Source organism: Oerskovia sp. NPDC056781 (genome assembly GCF_042789955.1).
GTDB lineage: Bacteria > Actinomycetota > Actinomycetes > Actinomycetales > Cellulomonadaceae > Oerskovia > Oerskovia rustica.
The window spans coordinates 1-21,872 of sequence record NZ_JBHUAD010000025.1 but is presented as its reverse complement, the minus strand read 5'-3'; the positions used below and the strand labels follow the sequence as shown (position 1 = coordinate 21,872).

Sequence of the window (21,872 nt, the reverse complement as noted above, 5' to 3'; positions counted from 1 at the left end):
CAGCGGCTCCGAGGGGCGGACGGAGGCGCGGCCGGGTGCGGACCAGCTGTCGTCGCGGTGTCCGGTCGACGACGAATGCTCCGCACTCAGCGGGAGCGTGATGCCAGGGGGCAGCCCGTGCAGGCCGAGGGGAGGCGACGTGCGGGCTGCGCGTCGCCAGGTGTGCCCCGGGGGCCCGGGGTGCCGGGGGTGCCCGGGGTACCGGGGCAGCCGGAGCACGGCGCGCCGCCCGACCGCGGCGGCCTTGCGACCTGCACGAGCCCCAGCCGGACGAGCTGTGCGACGGTCGCCTCGACGAGCCCGGGGTCGAGGCCGAGCGCGACGGCGGCCTCGACCGTCGTGTCGCCCGCGTGGATCCTCGCCAGCACCGGCCGCACGAGGTCACGGTGCCTCGCGGGAGCGTGCGCCGTGGTGCTCACCAGACGAGCCGCAGGAGCTGGAACGTCGCGACCGACAGGACCCAGGCGACCGTGAGCTGGGCCGCGACCGCGCCCAGCGTCCAGCGCCAGCCGAACAGGCGCTTCTGCTCGGCGACCGTCGCGAGGCACGGCGTGTAGGCGAGCACGAAGACCATGAACGCGAGCGCCGCGGCCGACGCGTGCCCGCCCGAGGTCTCGTCGAGCGTGGTGCGCAGCTGCTCGCCGAGCACGCCGGGTGACGACCCGGTGGGCTCGTCCACGGCGTAGGCCTGCGCGAGCGCCCCGACGGCGACCTCCTTGGCGACGAACCCGGTGACCAGGGCGGACGTCGTGCGCCAGTCGCCGTAGCCGGCGGGGGCGAACACGGGGGCGACCTGGTCGGTCAGGCGGCCGTACGCCGAGTCGTGCACGGGGACCTCGCCGAACGTGTGGCCGGCGGTGACGGGGATCGCGAGCAGCAGCCACACGGCGACGAGGACCGCGACGATGATCGTGCCCGCGCCGCGCAGGAACGCGAGCACGCGACGGCCCGTGGTCGCCAGGAGCGGGCCGAGGCGCGGCACGTGGTACGCCGGGAGGACCAGCGCGAGGGGTTCCCGGTCGAGGTCGCGGAACAGCGTGCCGCGCAGCGCGAACGCCCCGCCGAGCACGAGCAGCACGCTCAGCACGTACATCGCGAGCACCACGAGGCCCGTGTGCCGGGGGAAGAACGTCTCGGCCAGCAGGACGTACACGGTCAGCCTCGCGGGGCACGACGCGTAGGGGACGAGCAGTCCCGTGAGCAGGCGCTGCCGGGCGTGCGGGAGCGTCTTGGTCGCCGCGAGGGCGGGCAGGTTGCACCCGAAGCCGACGATGAGCGGCATGATGACGCGGCCGTCGAGCCCGACCGAGCGCATGAGCCGGTCCGCGAGCACCGCGACCCGCGCGACGTAGCCCGAGTCCTCGAGCAGCCCGATCGCGAGGAACATCATGGCCATGAGCGGCGCGAACGCGACGACGACGCCGACACCCGCGACGACCCCGTCGATCAGCAGTCCCTCGAACCACCCGCCGCCCAGGCCCAGGCCGGCGAGCGCCCACGAGACGACGCCCGCGACGGGACCGGTGACGAGCGCCTCGGCGGCGCCCATGATCGGCGCCGCCGCCCACGTGGCGAGCTGGAACAGTGCCCACAGGGTCAGGACGAACACCGGGAGCCCGACCCACGGGTTGAGCAGCCACCGGTCGATCCGGTCGGCCCGGCTCCGGGTCGTGGAACGGTGGGCGTCGATCGCCTCGACCACGTCGTCGGCCCAGCCGAGCAGCGCGTCGATCCGGTCGAGGTCGGCGTCGGCCTCCGGGGCCATGGGCACCCCGGTACCCGCGAGGGAAGGGAGCCCGACGACGCCGCGTGCCTCGTGCGCGACCGCCCGGACCGCGTCGGCCAGCTCCTCGGTGCCGCGGCCCGTGCGGGGATCGACGTCGACGACGGGGACCCCGAGCCGCTCGGAGAGCTGCGCCGGGTCGACGGCGAGGCCGTCGACCGTGGCGACGTCGGTCATCGTCAGGGCGACCACGACACGGTCGGTCAGGGCGGCGACCTGCCCGAGGAGGAACAGCGCGCTGTGGAGCTCGGCGGCGTTGGCGACGAGCACGCAGACAGCGGTCTCGCCCGCCGTGCCCGCCGTGCCCGCCGTGCCCGCCGTGCCCGCCGTGCTGCGGGCGACCTCCGCCGCGGTCACGGCCTCGTCGGGGGAGACAGGGGTCAGCGAGTAGGTGCCCGGCAGGTCCACGATCGCGAGGGTCGGTGGGGCCACGAGGGTGGTCCCGGCGGTGCCCGGGGCGCCAGGTGCCCCGGCGCCGTCTCGGCCTCCGGTCCCGGGCCGCCAGGTCCCACGGGCGAGCTCGACCGTCGTCCCGGGAGCGTTGCGGGTGGTCTGGCGGGCGCCCGTGAGGCGGTTGAAGAGGGTCGACTTCCCGGAGTTGGGCGTCCCGACGAGCAGGATCCGCGCGGCGGGGAGCTCTGTCGCGTCGAGCGGTGCCCCCGGGCCGGTCCCGCGACGGCGACCTCGCGCGGGCGGGTGAGCGGCGCCGTCGGGCCCCTTGCCGTGTGCCGGTCCGCCCTCGCAGTGCGGACAGCTCACGACGCGATCTCGAGCCGGCGGACCGTCGCGGCGTCGAGCGCGATGCGGCGGCGGCCGACGAGGACGACGCGCCCGCCGAACGGGGTCCGCAGCGCCACGGTCATGCCCGCCCCCGGGCGAAGTCCCAGCTCGCGCAGGCGAACCCCGGCACCCGGCGAGGTGCGTGCGTCCTCGCGGACCGACGACAGGACGACGTGCGCCCCTGGGGGGACCTCAGCCAGGTTCATGCTCCCGACGCTAGACGTGAGGTGAGCCTCACCTCACGTGCTGGAGGTCCCGGGCGGCCCGGGCCGTAGGTCCCGTCAGAGGTTGAGGAGCGCGCCCGCACCGATGCCCGCGAGGATGCCGAGCGCCATGGTCGTGACCGTGAGGGCGACGGGGTGCGTGGGCGTGGTGTGCAGGCGCTGCCAGAGGCTCGGGGCAGGGGAGGCGGTCTGGGCGTGGTGGATCTCGCGGCGCGAGAGCCCGGCCGTGACGGGGGCGGGCTCGGTGGCGTGCTGGGTGCTCATGGTTCGTACCTCCGGGTTGTGCGTTCACCACGGTAGACACGGTTGCGGGGCCCACGTGACGCGAGATGCGAGTGAAGAGAGTCACGTGGCCCCCGGTGGCGGGGCGTACGGGGCTGGGGTATCCCAGGTGCTAGCGAGCCGCCGTGCTCCCGCGCACCACGAGGCTCGTCGCGAGGTCCATGCGCGTGTTCGTGACGTCGCCCTCGCGCGCCTTGAGGACGAGCCGCGCGGCCTCCTGGCCCATCTCCTGGAGCGGCTGGTGGACCGTGGTCAGCGCGGGGCTGGACCAGCGGGCCACGGGGACGTCGTCGTACCCGACGATCGAGAGGTCCTCGGGGACGCGCAGCCCGTGGCGGCGTGCGGCCTCGAGCACGCCGAGGGCCTGGAGGTCGGAGCCCGCGAAGATCGCGGTGGGGGGCTCGGGCAGGCTCAGGAGCTCTTCGGCGCGATCGGTGCCGCCCTGCGGGTGGAAGTCGCCGAACCGCACCAGGTCGGGGTCCGCCGCGATGCCCGCCGTGCCGAGCGCCGACCGGTAGCCGTCGAGGCGGGCGAGCGAGCACATCATGTCCTCGGGGCCCGTGATGACGCCGATGCGACGGTGGCCGAGCTCGATGAGGTGGCGCGTGGCCATGAGGCCGCCCTGCCAGTTCGCCGAGCCGACCGACGGGACGTCGGGCTCGGGGTCCCCGGCCGGGTCGATGACCGCGAACGGGATGGCCCGCGAGCGGAGCTGTTCCTTGACGGCCGCGGGCAGCGTCGAGAAGACGAGCACGACGCCGAGCGGTCGGCGGGCGAGGACGCCCTCGATCCACTCGGGCCCGGGGGCGTGCCGGGTGCCCGACTCGGTCAGCACGACGCTCGCCCCGTGCTCGCGCGCGACGTCCTCGACGCCGCGGATGAGCTCCATGGCCCAGATGCTCTCGAGCTCGTGGAACACGATCTCGATGAGGGGGGCCGAGGCGGTGGGGCTCTTGCGACGTCGGTAGCCGTGCTGGACGAGCAGCGCCTCGACCCGGTCGCGGGTCCCTGCGGACACGTCGGTGCGCCCGTTGAGCACCTTGGACACGGTCGAGAGGGACACCTGGGCCTCGGCCGCCACGGCGGCGAGGGTGACCCGGCCGGGAAGAACGTCGTCGGTCATGCGGGTCAGCGTAGCGCCTCGGGCGGAAAGTTTCGACGGGTGATCGTCGAGGTCTCGAGGGGCAGTTTCCAGGCTTCTCGCAGCAGGTAACAGTTCAGACTCAGTGTTGACCGGGAGGATCTCGCGCCTTAGAGTCCAGGACAACCGAGTACTTTCGGCGCAGACGCCGAAACTTTCGAAAGGGTTCGATGATGAACACAAGAACGCGGAAGTCGCTCACGGCCGCGGCCGTGGCGTCGGCGCTGGTCCTCCCGCTCGCAGCGTGCGCGAGCGGGGACTCCGGTGGGTCGAGCCGCCCCGAGAACGAGATCCACGTGATGGTCTACGGGGACGCGACCAACAAGGTCGAGCAGCAGATGGTCGACACGTTCAACAAGACCTCGGACGTCAAGGTCGTCCTCGACACCATCCCCGGCGCCGACTACCAGCAGAAGCTCCAGACGATCATCGACACCAACGCGGCGCCGGACGTCTTCTTCAACTGGGGCGGCGGCTCCATCGAGCCCTTCGTCGACGCCGACCTGCTGCTGCCCCTCGACGACTTCATCGCCGAGGACCCCCAGCTCAAGGACGCGTTCCTGCCCGCCGTGTTCAACTCGGCCGTGATCGACGGAAAGTCCTACGGCATCCCTATGCGTGGCACGCAGCCCGTCATGCTGTTCCACAACAAGCAGGTCCTCGCGGACGCGGGCATCGAGGCCCCCCAGACCTGGGACGAGCTCCTCGCCGCGGTCGAGACCCTCGAGGCCAAGGGCGTCACCCCGATCGCCCTCGGCGGCGCCGACCAGTGGCCGACCCTCATGTGGTACCAGTACGCGTTCGACCGCGTCGCCGGCCCCGAGCTCTTCGAGAAGGCCCTCGCGGGCGAGACCGACGTGTGGGACTCGGCCGAGAGCCACGAGGCGCTCGACAAGCTGTCCGAGCTCATCGACGCCGGCGCCTTCGGCACCAACTTCGACTCGGTGAAGTTCACCGACGGCGGCTCGCCCGCGCTCCTGCGCACGGGCAAGGCGGCGTTCGAGCTCATGGGTTCGTGGAACTACTCGACGCACTACGACGTGGACCCCGGGTGGACCGACGCCAACCTCGGCTACACGGCCTTCCCCGCGATCGACGGCGGCAAGGGCGACGCGGCCAACATCACGGGCAACACCAACAACTTCTACTCGGTCCTCGCCAAGACGCGCTACCCGGACGCCGTGCGCGACTTCCTCAAGCTCATGTACTCGGACGAGTTCGTCGAGGCGCAGCTCGCGATCGGCAACCTGCCGACCACGACCAACACCGAGCAGTTCCTGGACCAGGCCGCGAGCCCCGAGTACGCCGCCTTCCAGTTCGACCTCGTGAAGAACGCGCCGCACTTCCAGATGTCCTGGGACCAGGCCTTCCCCCCGGCCGCCGGCACCCCGCTCAAGATCGCGGTCCAGCAGTTCTTCAGCGGCCAGATCGACGCCGACGGCTTCATCGCTACGATGAAGTCCCTGCCGGCCTCGCGCTGACCCGGTCCCCCGGACGGAGATCGTCATGACGACCCGCGCACCCCAGGGGCGCACGCGCCCGGGCACCGCCGACCTCCAGGTCGGTCGCCCGGGCGTGGTCTGGGCCCTGCCCGCCGCCCTGTTCTTCGGGCTCTTCGCCCTCCTGCCCATGGTCCTCGTTCTCGTGCTGTCGTTCACGCAGTGGAGCGGCCTGGGCAGCCCCGAGTTCGTCGGGACCGAGAACTGGTCCCGTCTCCTCGACGACCCCGTGATGCTCAAGAGCATCGGGCTCTCGCTCGTGCTGACGGCGCTCGGCGTCGTGACCCAGACCCCGGTCGCGATGCTCCTGGGCGTGTGGGCCGCGGGCCACCAGTGGAACCGTGCGGTGCTCTCGGCGATCTTCTTCGTGCCGCTGCTGCTGTCCGCGGCCGCGGTGTCGGTCCTGTGGCGCGCGGTGCTCGACCCGAACTTCGGCGTCCCGGCCCAGATGGAGTGGCTGTTCGGCGACGGCAACCTGTTCGGCAACCAGTCGACCGCGATCGCGGTCCTGGTGTTCGTGAGCCTGTGGCAGTTCACGCCGCTGCACGCCCTGATCTACCAGGGCGCCGCGAAGGCCGTGCCGCCCATGCTCTACGAGGCGGCCGAGATCGACGGTGCCGGGCGCGCGCGCTCGTTCTTCGCGATCACCCTCCCGCAGCTGCGCAACACCATGATCACGTCGGTCATCCTCATGGTCGTCGGCGGCCTGACGACGTTCGACACGGTCCTCATCCTGACCAACGGCGGGCCCGGCACGGACACGACCATCACGGCCTTCTACATGTACCAGAAGGCGTTCCGCGGCTTCGACTTCGGGCTCGCGTCGGCGATCGCCGTGGTCCTGGTCGTCGCGGCGACCGCGATCTCCCTGGTCATGGTCCGCCTGTCCGGGTACGACAAGATGCGCAGCGAGCTGGAGGGCGTGTGATGAGCAACGACCTGAGCGTCACCCCCGCGGAGCAGGTCTCCGGCCCGACGACGTCGCCCTCCCCGGGCGGTGCGTCCCGCCCGGGCGGGACGCAGGACGGCGGCGCGCGGCGGCGTCGGGCAGGCGGCCGGGCGGGCAAGGGCAGCCGCAACCGGCCCAACTGGGGCGCGGGCGTCGCGGTCACGATCTGGCTGCTGATCGTCGCGATCCCCCTCTACGTGCTCGTCACCGCGTCGTTCCAGACGCAGGCCGGGTACGCCGAGGGCGGCCCCCTGTCCCTGCCGACCACGTTCACGCTCGACAACTTCACCAACGCGTTCGACCAGGGCTTCGGCCGCTACTTCCTCAACACGCTCGTCGTGACGGTCGCCGTGGTCGGGATCGTGGTGCTGCTCGTGCCGCCGCTGTCGTACGCGATCGTGCGCAACCGCTCGCGCGCCACCACGGGCATCTTCCGGATGTTCCTCCTGGGCCTCGCAGTCCCGGCGAGCGCCGTGATCGTCCCGATCTTCTACGTCATCTCGGTCGTGGGCCTGTACGACAACCTGATCGGCGTGATCCTGCCGACCGCGGCGTTCTGCCTGCCGATCTGCACGATCATCCTCAGCGGCTCCATGCGCGACATCACCAACGAGCTCTACGAGGCCATGGCCCTCGACGGCGCGTCGCCCAGGCGGGTGTTCATGCAGCTCGTGCTGCCGCTGTCCAAGGGCGGCGTCGCGACGATCGTCGTCTACTCGGCCCTGCAGGCGTGGAACGGGTTCCTGTTCCCCCTGATCCTCACGCAGTCCGAGTCGACCAAGGTCATCACGCTCGGCCTCTTCAACTTCCAGACGCAGTACGGCGTCAACATCCCCGGCCTCCTCGCTGCGGTCGTCATGTCGATGATCCCGATCCTGCTCGTGTACCTGTTCGCCCGTCGTGCCCTGGTCCAGGGCCTCATGGGCGTCGGCGGAAAGTAGCTCCACCATGACTCTTCAGACGAACCAGACAGAACTCCCCGCGTGGTCCGACCCGACGGTCGGCACCGCGACCCGCGTCAAGGCGCTCATGGCCGAGATGACGCTGCGCGAGAAGGTCGCCCAGCTCTTCGGGGTGTGGGTCGGCGCGTCGGCCGAGGGCGGCGAGGTCGCCCCGCACCAGCACGACATGGAGGACGGCGTCGACCTCGACGCGATCCTGCCCGACGGGCTGGGGCAGCTCACCCGCCCCTTCGGGACCAACCCGGTCGACCCGGCGCTGGGTGCGCTGTCGCTGCTGCGCACGCAGGAACGCGTGCGGTCGGCGAACCGCTTCGGCATCCCGGCCCTCGCGCACGAGGAGTGCCTCGCGGGATTCGCCGCGTGGGGTGCCACGGCCTACCCCGTGCCGCTGTCGTGGGGCGCGACGTTCGACCCCGGGCTCGTGCGCCGCATGGCGACGCGGATCGGGCAGGACATGCGCTCGGTGGGCGTGCACCAGGGCCTGGCCCCCGTGCTCGACGTCGTGCGCGACGCCCGCTGGGGCCGTGTCGAGGAGACCATCGGCGAGGACCCGTACCTCGTCGGGACCGTCGCCACGGCCTACGTCCAGGGACTGGAGTCCGCCGGGATCGTCGCGACGCTCAAGCACTTCGCGGGGTACTCGGCCTCGCGCGGCGGACGCAACCACGCGCCCGTCTCGATGGGGGCGCGCGAGCGTGCCGACGTCATCCTGCCGCCGTTCGAGATGGCCGTCCGCGAGGGCGGCGTGCGGTCGGTCATGCACGCGTACACCGACACCGACGGCATCCCCTCGGCCGCCGACCGCGACCTCCTCACCGGTCTGCTGCGCGACACGTGGGGCTTTGACGGCACCGTGGTCGCCGACTACTTCGGGATCGCGTTCCTCAAGATCATGCACGGCGTGGCCGGCGACTGGGCCGAGGCCGCCGCGGCGGCGCTCGCGGCCGGGGTCGACGTCGAGCTGCCGACCGTCAAGACGTTCGGCGAGCCGCTCGTCGCGGCCCTCGAGGCCGGGGACGTCGACGTCGCGCTCGTGGACCGTGCGCTCGAACGCGTGCTGCGCCAGAAGGTCGAGCTCGGCCTGCTCGACGCCGACTGGGACCCCGTCCCCGCGGTGCTGCGCGACGTGCCCGCGGACGTGCTCGCGGCCGGCTCGGGGCCCGGCGAGGACGCGGCGGCAGCCGCCCTGCGCGGGACCGTCGACCTCGACGGACCCGCGAACCGGGCGCTCGCCCGCGAGGTCGCCGAGCAGGCCGTCGTCCTGCTCGCGAACGACGGCGTGCTGCCGCTCGGCCCGGACGTGCGCCGCGTCGCGGTCGTGGGCCCCACGGCCGAGGACCCCATGGCCGTTCTCGGCTGCTACTCGTTCCCCGCGCACGTGGGCCTGGCCCACCCCGAGATCCCGCTCGGGCTCTCGCTGCCCACGCTCGCCGAGTCCCTGCGCGCCGAGCTGCCGGGCGTCACGCTCGACGTGCTGCCCGCGATCACGCTCGACGGCACGAGCGACCCGTCCTCGACCGGGGCCGTGAGCACGGCCGAGGTCGCGGCGGCCGACGCCGCGGGCATCGCCGCGGCGGTCGAGCTCGCCCGCGAGGCAGACGTCGTCGTGGTCGCCCTGGGCGACCGGGCCGGCCTGTTCGGTCGCGGCACGAGCGGTGAGGGCTGTGACGCCGAGTCGTTGCGCCTGCCCGGCGCCCAGCAGGACCTGCTCGACGCGCTGCTCGCCACGGGTCGCCCCGTGATCGTGACGATCCTCTCGGGTCGCCCGTACGCGCTGGGCGCGGCCGCGACCCCTGCGCCCGGCGAGCCCGGCGCCGCGGCGATCGTCCAGGCGTTCTTCGCGGGCGAGGAGGGGACCCCCGCGGTCGCGGGCGTCCTGTCGGGGCGCGTGGCGCCGTCGGGCAGGCTGCCCGTGAGCGTTCCCGGGACCGAGGGCGCCCAGCCGACCTCCTACCTGGCCGCGACGCTCGCGCAGGCGACCGACGTGTCGAACATCGACCCGACCGCGGCCTTCGCGTTCGGCCACGGGCTCACCTACACGACCTTCGACTGGTCGGACCTCGTGGTGAGCGCTGCGGAGGCCGCGACCGACGGGGCCTTCGAGGCGTCGTTCGTCGTGCGGAACACGGGCGGGCGCGACGGCGTCGAGGTCGTTCAGCTCTACGCGCACGACCCCGTCGCGTCGGTCGTGCGGCCCGTGCAGCGGCTCGTCGGGTACGTGCGCGTGCCGCTCGCCGCGGGCGCCTCGGCGCGCGTGAGCGCGACCGTGCCCGCCGACGTCCTGTCCTTCACGGGGCGCGACGGTCGCCGGATCGTCGAGCCCGGCGCGATCGAGCTCCGGTTCGGGGCGTCGAGCGCGGACGTGCGGCTCGTAGCCCCGGTGTCGCTCGTGGGCGACGCGCGCGTGGTCGACCACACGCGCGAGCTGCACGCGCCGCTCGTGGCGGGCTGACGTGGTACCGGACCCGAGGTCGGTCGGCAGGCCGACCCCCGTCTCCCTGCCGACCTCGGGTCCGGTGGCGGGGGCCATCCCCGCGGAGGCGACGTTCACGAACCCCGTCCTGCCCGGGACGCACCCCGACCCGAGCATCTGCCGGGTCCCCGGCTCGGACGGTGCGCCCGACGACTACTACCTCGTCACCTCGACCTTCGAGTACTTCCCGGGGCTGCCGGTCTTCCACAGCCACGACCTCGTGACGTGGACGCAGGTGGGCCACGCGATCCACCGCACCGACCAGGTGGACCTGTCGAGCGTGCCGTCGTCGGGCGGGCTGTACGCCGCGACGATCCGCCACCACGCCGGGACGTTCTTCGTCGTCACGACCCTCGTCCACACGCAGGGGCAGGGCGGGCACCTTCTCGTCACGGCGACCGACCCCGCCGGGCCGTGGTCCGACCCCGTGTGGCTCGAGGGGGACGGGATCGACCCGTCGCTCTTCGTCGACGACTCGACCGGGCGCGTGTGGCTCACCGCCACCCGCCTCGCCGACCCGGGGGAGTGGGAGGGCCAGACCGAGGTGTGGCTGCGCGAGCTCGACCTCGCGGCGGGCGCGCTCGTCGGCCCCGAGCACGTCCTGTGGCGCGGCGCGCTGCACGGCGCGGTCTGGGCCGAGGGCCCGCACCTGTACCGGGTCGGCAGCCACTACTACCTGCTCGCCTCCGAGGGCGGGACCGAGCACCGCCACGCGGTCTCGGTCGCGCGCGCCGACACCGTGACCGGCCCGTACACGGGCAACCCCGCGAACCCGGTCCTCACGCACCGCCACCTGGGCCGGGACTTCCCCGTGGTCGGGGTCGGGCACGCCGACCTCGTGAAGACGGCTGCCGACGAGTGGTGGATGGTCCTGCTCGGCAGCCGCCCCTACGGCGGCTACTACCCCAACCTCGGGCGGGAGACGTTCCTCGCACCTGTCGTCTGGGAGGACGGGTGGCCCGTGGTCGCGCCGGGCGTCGGCCACGTCGCGGGGACCTTCCCCCTGCCCGACGTCGGAGCGCGGCTTCCGCGGGCGGGCATACCTGCCGGGGTGGGCGCCGTCGTCGTGCACGAGACGTTCGACGGGCCCGGCGAGAGGCTCGACCTCGCGTGGAACCAGGTGCGGACCGGGGACAGGTTCTGGTCCCTGACCGAGCGGCCCTGGCACCTGCGGCTCCCGCTGCTGCCCGCGACGCTGTCCGACGTAGCGACCCCCGCGTTCCTGGGGCGTCGCCAGCAGCACACGGACATGGACCTGACCGTGCGCGTCGACGTCGACCCCGCCGGGCCCGACGAGTGGGCCGGGCTCGCGGTGCGCCAGTCCGAGGAGGCGTGGATCGCGGCGGTCGTGACGCGGGCGGAGTCTGTCGCTGTTCCTGGTGGGGCGGCGATCCGGCCGGTGGGCGCAGTGTCCGGCTCCGTGCCGGGCACCGTACCGAGCCCTGCGCCCGGCGGGCGCGAGGTGCTCGTGGTCGAGCGCTCCGGCGGCGAGGAGGTCGTCGTGGGGCGCGCCGCGCTCGGGCCGCTGGGTCTGGCCGAGGGACCCGTGGACGTGGTGCTGCACGCCGTCGGTCAGGAGTACGCGTTCGGGGTCCGGACGCTGCGTGGCTTTCACGCCGTCGCGACCGTGCACGGCGGGCGGCTCAGCTCGCCCGAGGCGGGCGGGTTCCTGGGCGTGTGGGTCGGTCCGTACGCGACGGGCCGCGGGACGACGACCGCGACGGTCGCGGACGTCGAGTGCGTGGAGTACCGGGGGCGCTGAGGGTCGCCGTCGCCTCAGGGGACCGGGGCGGGATCAGCCGTGCTGCGACGCGTCGGCCCCGGCCCTGGCCCCGGCGCTGCGGACCTCGATCTCGTGCCAGCGGAACCGGTCGACGACGGCGCTGACGGACGGGACCTTCACGAGCGCCGAGAACAGGGCGAAGCCGACCACCCCACCGGCGATGTTGAAGATCAGGTCGTTCACGTCCGCGATGTGCCCCCCACCCAGCAGGTGCGCCGTCACGTATTGGGTGACCTCGATCGTCAGGCTGAGGAGCGCTGCCGCCGCTACCACGTTCCTCCACGAGGCCCGGGCCAGGAGCAGCGGCACGAGGACGCCGACCGGGACGAAGACCAGGACGTTCATGACTGCGTCGGCGACCTCGTAGTCCGCGAACGGTACGAGGGCGAGATGGCTTCCCCAGGGGGCGCTGCTCACGGGCTTGTCGAGGAAGATCGGGAAGACGGTGTTCGCGACGATCCCTGCGACGTAGACGCAGAGCGCCAGGGCGACCGTCGCTCGCGGGACGGAGAACCGGCCGCTGCGGATCAGGGACCACGTCAACCCCGCGAGCACCGCCGCGGCCAGTGGGACGACGACCGGGAGGACCGGGACCTGCTGGAACACGGGTGACCTGCACCTTCTCCGAGACCTGAGCGGCGGCTGGTGCCGCGGCTCCATGCCACAGTGTCGGACGCGCGACGGGCTCGGCATCCGTCCGTGGTCGGATCCGAGGAGACAGCGAGTACGACCGTCGTCGTCACCCTGGCGCGCTCGCGCGGCGTCCGGATCAGGCGGACGGGGCGTCGGGCGGGGTGAGCAGGCGGCGTAGGCGGGCCTTCTTCTCGTTCTCGCGCACGATCCAGGCCACGTCCGGGTCCTCCACGCCGCGCAGCACGGCGAAGCGTGGAAGACCGGCGTCCGGGTCGCCCGCGACGGCGACGCTCCAGCAGTACCCGAGGGCCTGCCGCAGCGACCGGACGCCCGTGTCGCGCCGGGCGCCCGACGGGAGCGCGTGGATCGAGGCGGTCGCGGACGCGCAGGCGTCCAGGGCGGCCGTCGCGGTGGCACGGGTGCGCAGGAGGCGCGGCTCGCAGATCCCGGCGACCGCGGCACGGCGAACGAGCGGGTCCTGGTCGCCGACCCAGGAAGCCACGAGCGCGAGGAGGGTCGCGGGCTCGGCGTCCCCGATGCGCTGCAGCGCCATCGCGACGGCCTCGCGGACGCGCCACGACCCCTCGGCCGCACGGACGCGCAGCAGGTCGGTCGGTCCAGTCCGCGACCCGGTGGGGGCCTCGACGACGAGCCGGCCGAGGCCCACCGTCCCGCAGCACCGCAGGTACTCGTGGGGGGAGTCGGCCAGGGCGAGCACGAGGCCCGCCGGCGCGACGTCGGCGAACGCACCGATCAGCTCGAGGTTCGCCCGAGGCCCGGGCAGCCCTGAGCGGGCCGAGAGGTAGGCGCGCACGGCGGCCGGATCGCCGTCGAGCGCGCGCAAGGCGGCCCGGTGCTCTTCACGCACGCTCATGACCAGCACGCTAGGGCTCCGGCCCCTGCCTGGGTAGGGCCGTTCGGCCGATGTGCGACCGTCGAAAGACCTGTCTCGGCCCTGTCGCTCAGGCGCGTACCACCTCGTCGGAGGATTCTGGTTCGTGCGACGGCCACCGTCGTGCAGCCAAGATCGCGGCGCCGGCCAGGAGGACACCGATCGCGGCCCCGATCGAGTTGGTGAGCCAGTCGTTGGTGTCGCACGACCGTCCGAGGGCGGGGAGCAGCGCCTGCACGAGCTCGACCGCGGCGGAGCCTGCGACACCGCCGAGGAACGCGACGAGCGGGCGACGGCTCGCGATCGCCGCGAGCAGGACGGGCGGGACGAAGAGGATCACGTTGGCCATGAGCTCGACGCGGCCGAACGTCGGCAGGACCCACGCGACGGTGCACCGCTCGACGATCTCCCGGCTGGACGGGACGAGCGTGAGCAGCACGATCGGCACCAGCGAGATCCCGAACAGCGTCCAGGCGATCCGTGGGCGCCCGTACAGCGACCTTCCCGCGACCGGGCCGACGATCACGAGCAGCGCGAGGACCGCCGGGGAGAACCACGGGTACTGGACCAGGAGGGTAGAGATCACGGTGCGAGGACGCTCCAGCTGGAATCGGGCAACGGGCGCCCCACCGTAGCCGGTATCCGCAACCTGGACTCGCACGCACGCGTGGGCCGCGTGACACCCCGCCTCGTTGCGGCCTAGCCGACGAACGTTCTCCATGCGCCGCAGTCCTTGATCGGGCCGCCTGCCGAGACGTCCTGTCGGCATGCGCGCACGGAGACTGACTCGCCCCGTCCGATGCCACCGGGGAACCAGGTGACGCTCGAGCCCACACCGTCGCTCGCCCTGTAGTTCTTGGTGGTCCCGTCGAAGGTCACCTGTGCGACGGCGCTGGCGCCGTCCTTGCGGTTGTCGATGACCTTGACGTAGGCACTGTGATACCCCGGGTTGTTGGGGGCGAAGGTGGCCTTCGCGTAGCTGCCGGCACTGTAGACAGTGCCCGACGTACCCGCGGAGGCACCAGTGGCGGTCGCGAACAGCAGGGCGCCAGCCGTGATGATCGCTGCGACGATGCGTTGAGTCCTCAAGATTGCTCCTTCGTTGTCCTGCTCGGATCTGAGGTGGCCGTCAATCTTGCAGCGGCTTCGACGATCTTCGCCATCGACGAGACGAACGAGCAATGGGTACTGGTACCCATCCGGGCTGGCGTTCGAGGATCTCGTGCCCCCGACCGGGACGAGCGCTTCGAGGGCCCGGGCCAGCAGCACACCGAGCGCGCCCTCGCCACCGCCCCGCCGGTCCCAGAACATCACGGAGACGCGGGCCGGGCCTCACGGAGCAGGGCGAGATCCCGTCGGACGTAGCGCAGGTGCGCCCACTCCTCCTCCAGGATCACGCGCACGCAGTCCCCGACGCTGGGGTGCCAGTCTTCGCCGCCCCACGGGTCGTCGCGTTCCTCCGCGAGCAGGTCCGGGGTGGCCGTGGCCAGGAACTCGGTCACCTGCCCCTGCCGCTCGGCCCGCACGGCGAGGATCTCCTCGTACGAGGGCGGCTGCGCGCGGAAGATCGACATGTCGAAGCCCATCCGGTCGGCGCCGGTGAAGATCTGCCCGATCTCGTGGAACGGCTGCTGCATCCGCAGGATCCCGCCGCGGAGCCAGGCGTCGGTCGCCAGGACGAGGTGCCGCAGGGTCTGTGCCATCGACCACTCGTCCTCGACGTGGGCGTCCACCATGTCCGGTGGCGTGCCGTCGACCGTCTCCTGCCACGCGGCCTGCACGGCGACCCATCCGTCGCGCAGCCCCTCGACGGTCTGCGCCTTCTGGAGCTCGCGACCGGGGAACTGCCGGTTGAGCTCGGCGTCCACGTACGGCACGACGTCGATCCCGTTGACGACCAGGCTGCCGAAGAACAGGTCGTGGCTGTCGATGTCGAGCCCGTCCACGTCGACGCCGCGCATCGTCACACCGCTGACGTCGGAGAACCGCACGGTGGCGCCCTTGAAGCTGGCCCTGACGAAGGTCGCGCCCTCGAACTCCTTCGTCCCGGAATACGTCGTCATCGCTCCACCATGACGGACCTCGGGCAGTCCCGCCCGCTGACGACCAGGTCGGCCGACGACCAGGTCAGCCGACGACCAGCCGCAACCGGTTCTCCCCGACGCGCACCGTGATCTCCTGGCCCCAGGTCGCGACGAGCCGGTCCGACTCGACGCCGTCGCCGAAGACCACGAGCTGGTCCGACTCGACCGTGAGCCGGAGCTCACCATTCGCGTCGAGCAGCCCTTCGGTCAGGTCCGCCCCCGTCGCGGGCGACGGCCAGGCCTCGCGCACGAACCAGGCGAGCAGAGGGTCCGTGGGCCCGGGGAGGCGTCGCCCGCCGCGCTCGCGCGCGATCGACGCGCACCAGCCCGTCGCGCCGGCGCCCGTCGCGACGATCACGCCCGACGACGACTGCCGCTCCCTCCGGACGGACCCGCGCACCGGACCGCGACCACCCGCCGCACCCCGCTCGCCGCTGCCCCCGCGCTCCCCGTCAGTGCCGCTGCCCCCGCCCGGCCCGTCCGCGGCGATCCGGTACCGCGCCGACTGATGAGACGGGTGCCCCACGAAGACCTCGTTGAGCGCGGCCAGGTGCTGCCCGTCGTCGAGGTGGGCCACGACCGTGGTGAGGTCCTCGGTCCGCAGGCCGAGGCTGCCGAGCTGCGCGGCGCCGTCGGGCGGGGGAGCGGCGGAGCGGGGACCGCCGGGGGTGCCCGCAGCCTTCCCCGCGCGGGTCAGGAGGCGTTCGGCCGTGGTGACGTCGAGCCGGACGAGCGCGCCCGCGTTGGTCCCCGGCTCGGGGTCGACGCCCAGCACGGGCTGGTCCGTGAGGTACTTCGCGACGTTCGCGACGAGGCCGTCCTGCCCGACCACGACCACGACGTCCTCGGGGGCCACGAGGAACCGGCCGAGGTCGGCGCGCTCGACGTCGGCCCGCCGCCAGCCCTCGGGGATCGCGGCGACGACCCGGGCGCGGGCCTCGGTCACCGCGTCGTGCCGCTCCTGGACCGCGGCGAGCGTGCGGCCGCGCGTGCGAAGGAAGAACTCGGCCTGACCGCGGGTCGCGTGCCGGTCGAGGAGCTCGTCGAGCTCGGTCCGCCGGTGCACGACGACCACGCGCCGCTGGAGGGGCACGTCAGGCTCCCCGGGTGGGAGCGGCGCCGCCGGTGGCCGAGCCGCCTGCGGCCCCCGCACCGGTGAACGCGGCGAGCGCGCCGCTGAGCAGGTCCGGCGTGATGGTCAGGCTGCCGATCTTGGGCAGCGCCCCGGCGAGGTCGCGCATCGCCACGGCCAGGATGGTCGACCGGTCCATGCCTTCGTACACGTCCATGACGGTCCGGAACTTGGCGTTGTTCGCCTCGCCGAGCCGGCGGATCTCCTCGGCCTGCGCGGCCGACGTGAGGTCGCGACGCTCGGCCGCGGCCCGGGCCTCGACGAGCGCCGCGGCGGCGGTCTCCTCGGCCTCGCGCCGGAGGTTGGCGCCCTCCTGCGCGACGAGCCGTTCCCGCCGGGTCGCGAGCTCGATCTGGCTCGCGAGCTCGTTCTCCGAGATGGTGCGCTCGCGCTCGACGGCCAGCGCCCGCCGCTCGTACGTCGACCGGTCGGCCTCGGCCTGGACGTGCTCGCGCAACGGGGTCTGGAGTGCGCGCTCGACGTCGCCGTCGGGACGGACCGCGAGCACGTGGACCCCGAGGACCTCGATGCCGGTCGAGGCCAGCCGGGCGTCCGACCCCAGGGCTCCCACGAGCTGGGCCCGGACCTGGCTCACGCCCTGCTCGAGCGCGGTCGTGAGAGGGACGGCGGCGAGGTGGTCGATCGCGTGGCTCTGCGCGAGCTGGCCGATGATCGTCGCGACCTGGTCGCGACCCGTTGTCGTGGCGGCCCCGGTGTCGGGGTCGATCCCGAAGTCGAGCCGCTGCGAGACGACGGCAGGGTCCGCGAACCGGTACGTCACGTTGACCTGGACCGTGACGTCCTGGTGGTCGCGCGTCGTGGCGTGGAAGAGGACGGGCAGCTCCTGGTCGTCGACCGGGACCTCGCTGAGGACCGAGGTTCCGGGGCGGAACCAGAAGGCCTGGCCGATCCCGTGGTGCGCGACGCGCCCCGCCTTGAGGTGGATCACGGCACCCGTGGGGCTGCCGAGGAAGTGTCGCAGCCAGGGGTAGCGCTTGATGGTGGCCATGGGAGGCTCCGTCCGTCGCGGTTGTTTATGTCACTCTGACGATAAGCCTGGATCGTCTTTAGCGTCAACCTGACGATAAGAAGGTAGGGTGGGGGCATGAGCGAGCACCCGGAGACCCCGCCGTCCGCCGCCCGGATCCCCGTCACGGTCGACGTCGTCGCGCTCACGGTCCGTGACGGGACCCTCCAGGTCCTGCTCGTGACGCGGCTCCTCGACCCCTACCGGGACCGCCTCGCTCTGCCGGGCGGGTTCGTCCTGCCCGACGAGTCCCTGCCGCAGGCCGCCGCCCGCGAGCTCGCCGAGGAGACCGGCGTCGCGGTCCCCGGCCACCTCGAGCAGCTCCGCACCTACGGCCCGCTCGGCCGCGACCCGCGCGGCCCCGTGCTGACCGTCGCGCACCTCCTGCTCGCACCCACGTACGGCCTGCCGACCGCGGGCAGCGACGCCGCGCAGGTCGGCTGGTACCCGGTCGAGGAGGCGCTCGCCGACGCGGACGACCTCGCGTTCGACCACCACCGCATCCTGCGCGACGGCGTCGAGCGCGCCCGCGCCAAGCTCGAGTACTCGACGCTCGCGACCGCCTTCTGCGGCCCCGAGTTCACGATCGCGCAGCTCCGCGCGGTCTACGAGGCCGTGTGGGGCACCCGCCTGGACCCCCGCAACTTCCACCGCAAGGCGGTCGGGACGCCGGGCTTCCTCGTCGAGACGGGAGAGTCGACCTCGGGCGGCACGGGCCGACCCGCCGCGCTCTACCGGCTCGCGCCCGAGGCCGAGCGTTCCGCCGGGGCGCGCGACGCCGTCGGGCAGGACGAGGCACCCGCGTCCGTGCCCGCCGTGCTCAACCCGCCCCTCATGCGACCAGCCGGGTGACCGGCGGCTACCGTCCCTCCGCCGGCTCGCGCGCTCCTGCCGCGTAGAGGCCGGCGAGGCGGCGCAGCAGGTCGCGCAGCTCGGGCGGGTCGAGCACCTCGAACGGGGTGTCGACCGTCGCGAGGAAGCCCGCGACGTCGAGCAGCGAGTCCGAGCCGGTCTCCAGGACGCACGTGCCGTCGTCGGACCCTGTGAGGATGCCCGCGGTCGGCGTGACGCGCGCCGCGATCTCCGTCGCGGGCGCGAGGAAGCGGATGCGCGGCCGGTGGTGCCACGCGGTCGACCCGACGCCCCGCATGACGTGCCGTGCGACGTCGGGCTCGGGCGGCTCGCGCGGGGCGAACCGCGGCCCGCCCGGCGTGCGCGGGCTCATGCGGTCGGCGCGGAACGTCCGCCAGTCCTCGCGCACGGTGTCCCACGCGAGCAGGTACCAACGGCGGCCCGTGTAGACGAGGCGGTGCGGCTCGACGTCCCGCAGGGTCGCCACGCCGTCGCGCCCGACGTAGTCGAAGCGCACGCGCTCGCTGCGGCTGATCGCGGTCGAGACCGCGGTGAGGACCTCTGCGTCGACCGTCGGGCCGCCCGCCGCGGCCGACACGGTGGCCTGGCGCAGCGCGTTGACGCGGTGCCGCAACCGCGACGGCAGCGACTGCTCGAGCTTGGCCAGCGCCCGTACCGACGTCTCCTCGATGCCCGCGACCGACCCCGCGGCCGCAGCCTGGAGGCCGACGGCGACCGCGACGGCCTCGTCGTCGTCCAGCAGGAGCGGCGGCAGCTCCGAGCCCGCCGCGAGGCGGTAGCCGCCCGCGGGCCCGGTGCGTGAGCGCACCTCGTAGCCCAGCAGGCGCAGGCGTTCGACGTCGTTGCGGACCGTGCGCGTCGTGACGTCGAGGCGCGCCGCGAGGTCGGCGCCCGACCAGTCGCGTCGCACCTGGAGCAACGACAGCAACCGCAGGAGCCGTACGGAGGTGTCCAACATGCCTCGATCCTCGCAGGCATCGAGGAATCGCACGTTCCACAATCCTCCGTAGCGTGGGAGGCAACAGCACGAACCGCTGCTGGACCGCACGGCACGAGGAGCCCGACGATGAGCGACACGACCGGCACGACCCCGAGCACGACCCCGAGCGCGACCCCGGCCCGCACCGCCGCCACGACGCCGCGCGGCCTGACGACCGTGAGCCTCTGGTCCGACGACGTCACCGCGGCGGTCGCCTGGTACACCGAGGTGTTCGGCGTCGCCCCGTACTACGTCATGCCGCCCGCGCCGGCCCCGGCCGCGTACGTCGAGTTCCGGGTGGGCGACTACCAGCACGAGCTCGGGATCATCGACCGCTCGTATGCCCCCGCGGGGGCCGCGACGGCGCCCGGCGGAGCGGTCGTCTACTGGCACGTCGACGACGTCCGCGCGACCTACGCGCGCCTGCTGGCCCTGGGGGGCACCGAGTACCAGCCGGTCACCCCGCAGGGCGACGGCGGGTTCGTGACCGCGGCCGTCGTGGACCCGTTCGGGAACGTGCTCGGCGTCATGGAGAACCCGCACTACCTCGCGGTGCTGGAGGGGCGCGAGGGGTGAGCGCTCCGGTTCGCTGCCGGCGGTCCTCAAGGGTGTCGCCGGGGCCAGGACCGTCCGGATGTCGAGCCGTTTCCGCCCGTCAGACGGCGCCCACAGAGCACTTTCGAAGGGGCTTCGAACGCCAGATGAACTCCAGGTGAACAGTCGTCGAAGACTCGCCGACTTGGTTCAGACCGCTGTCATCCAGCGTCCACCATGGAGTACGTGACCGAGACGATCCTGCTCGCGCTCGTGGTGGTGACGGCCCTGGCCTTCGACTTCACGAACGGCTTCCACGACACCGGCAACGCGATGGCCACGTCCATCGCCACACGTGCCCTCAAGCCCAAGACCGCCGTCGCGCTGTCTGCAGTCCTCAACCTGGTCGGGGCGTTCCTGTCCCTGGCCGTGGCGGCGACGATCGCCAAGGGGATCGTGGACGCGAACGTCATCACCCTCGAGGTGGTGCTCGCCGGCCTGGTGGGTGGCATCACCTGGAACCTGCTGACCTGGTTGCTGGGTATCCCGTCGAGCTCGTCGCACGCCCTCATCGGCGGTGTCGTCGGCTCGGTCCTGGCTGCGGTCGGGACGAGCGGGGTCCTGTGGACCGGTGTCCTGTCCAAGGTGATGATCCCCGCTCTGCTCGCTCCCGTGATCGCGATCGGGGTCGCCGCGCTCGGCACCTTCCTGGTCGCTCGCATCACCAAGGACCTGCCGCAGGACACCACGAGCCGCGGGTTCCGCTGGGGTCAGATCGGCTCCGCCTCGCTCGTCTCGCTCGCGCACGGCACCAACGACGCACAGAAGTCGATGGGCATCATCCTGCTTGCGCTCATCGCGGGCGGGGCCGTCCCGTCCGACTCGGGGGTCCCGTTCTGGGTCGTCCTGTCGTGCGCGTTCTTCATGGCGCTGGGCACCTATCTGGGCGGCTGGCGCGTCATCCGCACGCTCGGCAAGGGCCTCGTCGAGATCGACTCGCGCCAGGGCATGGCCGCCGAGACCTCCTCGGCCGCGGTCATCCTCCTCTCGAGCCACTTCGGCTTCTCCCTGTCGACGACGCACGTCGCGACCGGTTCGATCCTCGGCTCGGGCGTCGGCATGCCGGGCGCGAAGGTCCGGTGGGGCGTCGCGGGCAAGATGCTCGCTGCGTGGGGCCTGACGCTGCCTGCCGCCGGCATCGTCGGCGCGCTGTGCTTCTGGCTGCAGGACGTCATCGGTGGTGTCGGTGGGACCGTCGCGGTCTTCACGATCCTCATCGGCGTCTCGACCGCGATCTGGGTCGCGTCGCGCCGCAAGCCGGTCGACGCGTCGAACGTCAACGACGAGTGGGACGGCGAGGGCGAGACCGCTGTGGTCGACGCCGCCGAGTCCTTCACGGCCGTCGCCGTCGAGGTCACGGCCGAGGCCGAGGCCACGATCGCGGCGACCACGGCCGCGAACGCCGCCGCCCCGAACGCTGCTGCTCCGACCACCACCGCCCGTGAGGGAGTCCACGCATGAGCGAGTTCATCCACTTCGACGCCCTGCTCCAGGTCGTGGTCGCCGGTGCGATCGTCGGCGCGGGCCTGCCCGCGCTGTTCGCGCTGGGCGTCCGCCTGCTCGCCCCGTCGCAGGGCGCGGCGCTCGCGGTGGAGGGTGCGCCGTCGGGCACGGAAGCAGACCCGACGACGGCGCGCCCCACGGGCCTGCGCCTCGCCGCCGCGGTGGTGTGCTTCGGCACGGTGCTGGCCGCGTGCGCGGTGGGCATCTGGTTCCTCGCGTCCGGCGGTCACTGACCTCCCGCACGACCCCCGACTGGAGGCCGCCCCGTCGTTCGACGAC

General features: G+C 73.0%; 22 protein-coding genes. 9 read left to right on the top strand and 13 right to left on the bottom strand.

Annotated elements, in window-relative coordinates; genetic code table 11:
- Positions 1-86: 86 nt before the first annotated feature.
- From ACFRCR_RS04100 to ACFRCR_RS04080, 5 genes are all read right to left on the bottom strand, one after another.
- Positions 87-419 (bottom strand): hypothetical protein, encoded by a 333-nt coding sequence (locus ACFRCR_RS04100; protein ID WP_377675733.1) that lies wholly within the window; start codon positions 417-419, stop codon positions 87-89.
- Positions 416-2,542 carry a ferrous iron transporter B gene (locus ACFRCR_RS04095; RefSeq protein ID WP_377675732.1) on the bottom strand — a complete coding sequence of 709 codons (2,127 nt, stop codon included), beginning with the start codon at positions 2,540-2,542 and terminating at the stop codon, positions 416-418. Before ACFRCR_RS04095 ends, ACFRCR_RS04100 begins: the two co-directional genes overlap by 4 nt.
- Entirely contained in the window at positions 2,539-2,769 is a 231-nt protein-coding gene (locus ACFRCR_RS04090) for a FeoA family protein (RefSeq protein ID WP_377675731.1), read from the bottom strand. Before ACFRCR_RS04090 ends, ACFRCR_RS04095 begins: the two co-directional genes overlap by 4 nt.
- Positions 2,770-2,844: 75 nt before the next feature.
- On the bottom strand, positions 2,845-3,051 hold the full coding sequence (locus ACFRCR_RS04085) for a hypothetical protein (protein ID WP_377675730.1): 207 nt from the start codon (positions 3,049-3,051) through the stop codon (positions 2,845-2,847).
- 130 nt (positions 3,052-3,181) lie between these two features.
- Positions 3,182-4,192, bottom strand: coding sequence for a LacI family DNA-binding transcriptional regulator (locus ACFRCR_RS04080; protein ID WP_191794525.1), 1,011 nt, complete (start codon positions 4,190-4,192; stop codon positions 3,182-3,184).
- Between the two features lie 191 nt (positions 4,193-4,383).
- Here ACFRCR_RS04080 and ACFRCR_RS04075 point away from each other — a divergent pair, with 191 nt between their 5' ends.
- The 5 genes from ACFRCR_RS04075 (at position 4,384) to ACFRCR_RS04055 (ending at position 11,855) form a co-directional block, all read left to right on the top strand.
- Complete coding sequence (locus ACFRCR_RS04075) at positions 4,384-5,691, top strand: ABC transporter substrate-binding protein (RefSeq protein ID WP_377675729.1); 1,308 nt, start codon at positions 4,384-4,386, stop codon at positions 5,689-5,691.
- A 25-nt stretch (positions 5,692-5,716) separates the two neighbouring features.
- The gene (locus ACFRCR_RS04070) at positions 5,717-6,637 is read left to right on the top strand and encodes a carbohydrate ABC transporter permease (protein WP_377675728.1); all 921 of its coding nucleotides are present in this window, start codon (positions 5,717-5,719) and stop codon (positions 6,635-6,637) included.
- Positions 6,637-7,599 (top strand): carbohydrate ABC transporter permease, encoded by a 963-nt coding sequence (locus tag ACFRCR_RS04065; RefSeq protein ID WP_377675727.1) that lies wholly within the window; start codon positions 6,637-6,639, stop codon positions 7,597-7,599. The genes ACFRCR_RS04070 and ACFRCR_RS04065 overlap by 1 nt, the downstream gene beginning before the upstream one ends.
- 7 nt (positions 7,600-7,606) lie before the next feature.
- Entirely contained in the window at positions 7,607-10,072 is a 2,466-nt protein-coding gene (locus tag ACFRCR_RS04060) for a beta-glucosidase (protein WP_377675726.1), read from the top strand.
- Between the two features lie 64 nt (positions 10,073-10,136).
- On the top strand, positions 10,137-11,855 hold the full coding sequence (locus ACFRCR_RS04055; protein WP_377675725.1) for a glycoside hydrolase family 43 protein: 1,719 nt from the start codon (positions 10,137-10,139) through the stop codon (positions 11,853-11,855).
- A 33-nt stretch (positions 11,856-11,888) separates the two neighbouring features.
- Here the strand turns inward: ACFRCR_RS04055 and ACFRCR_RS04050 are convergent, their stop codons facing one another.
- From ACFRCR_RS04050 to ACFRCR_RS04020, 7 genes are all read right to left on the bottom strand, one after another.
- A complete protein-coding gene (locus tag ACFRCR_RS04050) occupies positions 11,889-12,482 on the bottom strand; it encodes a VanZ family protein (protein ID WP_377675723.1) in 594 nt (197 codons plus the stop codon).
- Positions 12,483-12,645: 163 nt separating this feature from the next.
- Positions 12,646-13,383 (bottom strand): HEAT repeat domain-containing protein, encoded by a 738-nt coding sequence (locus ACFRCR_RS04045; RefSeq protein ID WP_377675722.1) that lies wholly within the window; start codon positions 13,381-13,383, stop codon positions 12,646-12,648.
- Positions 13,384-13,471: 88 nt separating this feature from the next.
- Complete coding sequence (locus ACFRCR_RS04040) at positions 13,472-13,987, bottom strand: VanZ family protein (RefSeq protein ID WP_377675720.1); 516 nt, start codon at positions 13,985-13,987, stop codon at positions 13,472-13,474.
- Positions 13,988-14,100: 113 nt separating this feature from the next.
- Positions 14,101-14,715 carry a hypothetical protein gene (locus ACFRCR_RS04035; RefSeq protein ID WP_377675718.1) on the bottom strand — a complete coding sequence of 205 codons (615 nt, stop codon included), beginning with the start codon at positions 14,713-14,715 and terminating at the stop codon, positions 14,101-14,103.
- A complete protein-coding gene (locus ACFRCR_RS04030; protein WP_377675717.1) occupies positions 14,712-15,464 on the bottom strand; it encodes a DinB family protein in 753 nt (250 codons plus the stop codon). The genes ACFRCR_RS04035 and ACFRCR_RS04030 overlap by 4 nt, the downstream gene beginning before the upstream one ends.
- 64 nt (positions 15,465-15,528) lie before the next feature.
- Positions 15,529-16,578, bottom strand: a complete 1,050-nt coding sequence (locus tag ACFRCR_RS04025) for a hypothetical protein (RefSeq protein ID WP_377675715.1) — start codon at positions 16,576-16,578, stop codon at positions 15,529-15,531.
- A 1-nt stretch (position 16,579) separates the two neighbouring features.
- Positions 16,580-17,626 (bottom strand): SPFH domain-containing protein, encoded by a 1,047-nt coding sequence (locus tag ACFRCR_RS04020; protein ID WP_377675714.1) that lies wholly within the window; start codon positions 17,624-17,626, stop codon positions 16,580-16,582.
- 96 nt (positions 17,627-17,722) lie between these two features.
- Here ACFRCR_RS04020 and ACFRCR_RS04015 point away from each other — a divergent pair, with 96 nt between their 5' ends.
- The gene (locus tag ACFRCR_RS04015; RefSeq protein WP_377675712.1) at positions 17,723-18,496 is read left to right on the top strand and encodes an NUDIX domain-containing protein; all 774 of its coding nucleotides are present in this window, start codon (positions 17,723-17,725) and stop codon (positions 18,494-18,496) included.
- 7 nt (positions 18,497-18,503) lie between these two features.
- On the opposite strand, the gene ACFRCR_RS04010 is transcribed toward ACFRCR_RS04015, so the two are convergent.
- Positions 18,504-19,475 (bottom strand): helix-turn-helix transcriptional regulator, encoded by a 972-nt coding sequence (locus tag ACFRCR_RS04010; protein WP_377675710.1) that lies wholly within the window; start codon positions 19,473-19,475, stop codon positions 18,504-18,506.
- A gap of 108 nt (positions 19,476-19,583) precedes the next feature.
- Between ACFRCR_RS04010 and ACFRCR_RS04005 the strand changes: the two genes are divergently transcribed.
- The 3 genes from ACFRCR_RS04005 to ACFRCR_RS03995 all read left to right on the top strand — a co-directional run bounded on the left by ACFRCR_RS04005 (position 19,584) and on the right by ACFRCR_RS03995 (position 21,826).
- Positions 19,584-20,072: a VOC family protein gene (locus ACFRCR_RS04005; protein WP_377675709.1), complete on the top strand. Its 489-nt coding sequence runs from the start codon at positions 19,584-19,586 to the stop codon at positions 20,070-20,072.
- Positions 20,073-20,267: 195 nt separating this feature from the next.
- On the top strand, positions 20,268-21,551 hold the full coding sequence (locus tag ACFRCR_RS04000) for an anion permease (RefSeq protein WP_377675707.1): 1,284 nt from the start codon (positions 20,268-20,270) through the stop codon (positions 21,549-21,551).
- On the top strand, positions 21,548-21,826 hold the full coding sequence (locus ACFRCR_RS03995; RefSeq protein WP_377675706.1) for a hypothetical protein: 279 nt from the start codon (positions 21,548-21,550) through the stop codon (positions 21,824-21,826). The genes ACFRCR_RS04000 and ACFRCR_RS03995 overlap by 4 nt, the downstream gene beginning before the upstream one ends.
- Positions 21,827-21,872: the final 46 nt, after the last annotated feature.

Excerpts from the sequence above, each read along its gene's own strand:
- ACFRCR_RS04090 (WP_377675731.1), bottom strand. The coding sequence starts at position 2,769 with ATGAACCTGGCTGAGGTCCCCCCAGGGGCGCACGTCGTCCTGTCGTCG.
- ACFRCR_RS04000 (WP_377675707.1), top strand. The coding sequence starts at position 20,268 with ATGGAGTACGTGACCGAGACGATCCTGCTCGCGCTCGTGGTGGTGACG.
- ACFRCR_RS04080 (WP_191794525.1), bottom strand. The coding sequence starts at position 4,192 with ATGACCGACGACGTTCTTCCCGGCCGGGTCACCCTCGCCGCCGTGGCG.
- ACFRCR_RS04005 (WP_377675709.1), top strand. The coding sequence starts at position 19,584 with ATGAGCGACACGACCGGCACGACCCCGAGCACGACCCCGAGCGCGACC.
- ACFRCR_RS03995 (WP_377675706.1), top strand. The coding sequence starts at position 21,548 with ATGAGCGAGTTCATCCACTTCGACGCCCTGCTCCAGGTCGTGGTCGCC.
- ACFRCR_RS04045 (WP_377675722.1), bottom strand. The coding sequence starts at position 13,383 with ATGAGCGTGCGTGAAGAGCACCGGGCCGCCTTGCGCGCGCTCGACGGC.
- ACFRCR_RS04075 (WP_377675729.1), top strand. The coding sequence starts at position 4,384 with ATGAACACAAGAACGCGGAAGTCGCTCACGGCCGCGGCCGTGGCGTCG.
- ACFRCR_RS04070 (WP_377675728.1), top strand. The coding sequence starts at position 5,717 with ATGACGACCCGCGCACCCCAGGGGCGCACGCGCCCGGGCACCGCCGAC.
- ACFRCR_RS04085 (WP_377675730.1), bottom strand. The coding sequence starts at position 3,051 with ATGAGCACCCAGCACGCCACCGAGCCCGCCCCCGTCACGGCCGGGCTC.
- ACFRCR_RS04015 (WP_377675712.1), top strand. The coding sequence starts at position 17,723 with ATGAGCGAGCACCCGGAGACCCCGCCGTCCGCCGCCCGGATCCCCGTC.
- ACFRCR_RS04020 (WP_377675714.1), bottom strand. The coding sequence starts at position 17,626 with ATGGCCACCATCAAGCGCTACCCCTGGCTGCGACACTTCCTCGGCAGC.
- ACFRCR_RS04060 (WP_377675726.1), top strand. The coding sequence starts at position 7,607 with ATGACTCTTCAGACGAACCAGACAGAACTCCCCGCGTGGTCCGACCCG.
- ACFRCR_RS04065 (WP_377675727.1), top strand. The coding sequence starts at position 6,637 with ATGAGCAACGACCTGAGCGTCACCCCCGCGGAGCAGGTCTCCGGCCCG.
- ACFRCR_RS04010 (WP_377675710.1), bottom strand. The coding sequence starts at position 19,475 with ATGTTGGACACCTCCGTACGGCTCCTGCGGTTGCTGTCGTTGCTCCAG.
- ACFRCR_RS04030 (WP_377675717.1), bottom strand. The coding sequence starts at position 15,464 with ATGACGACGTATTCCGGGACGAAGGAGTTCGAGGGCGCGACCTTCGTC.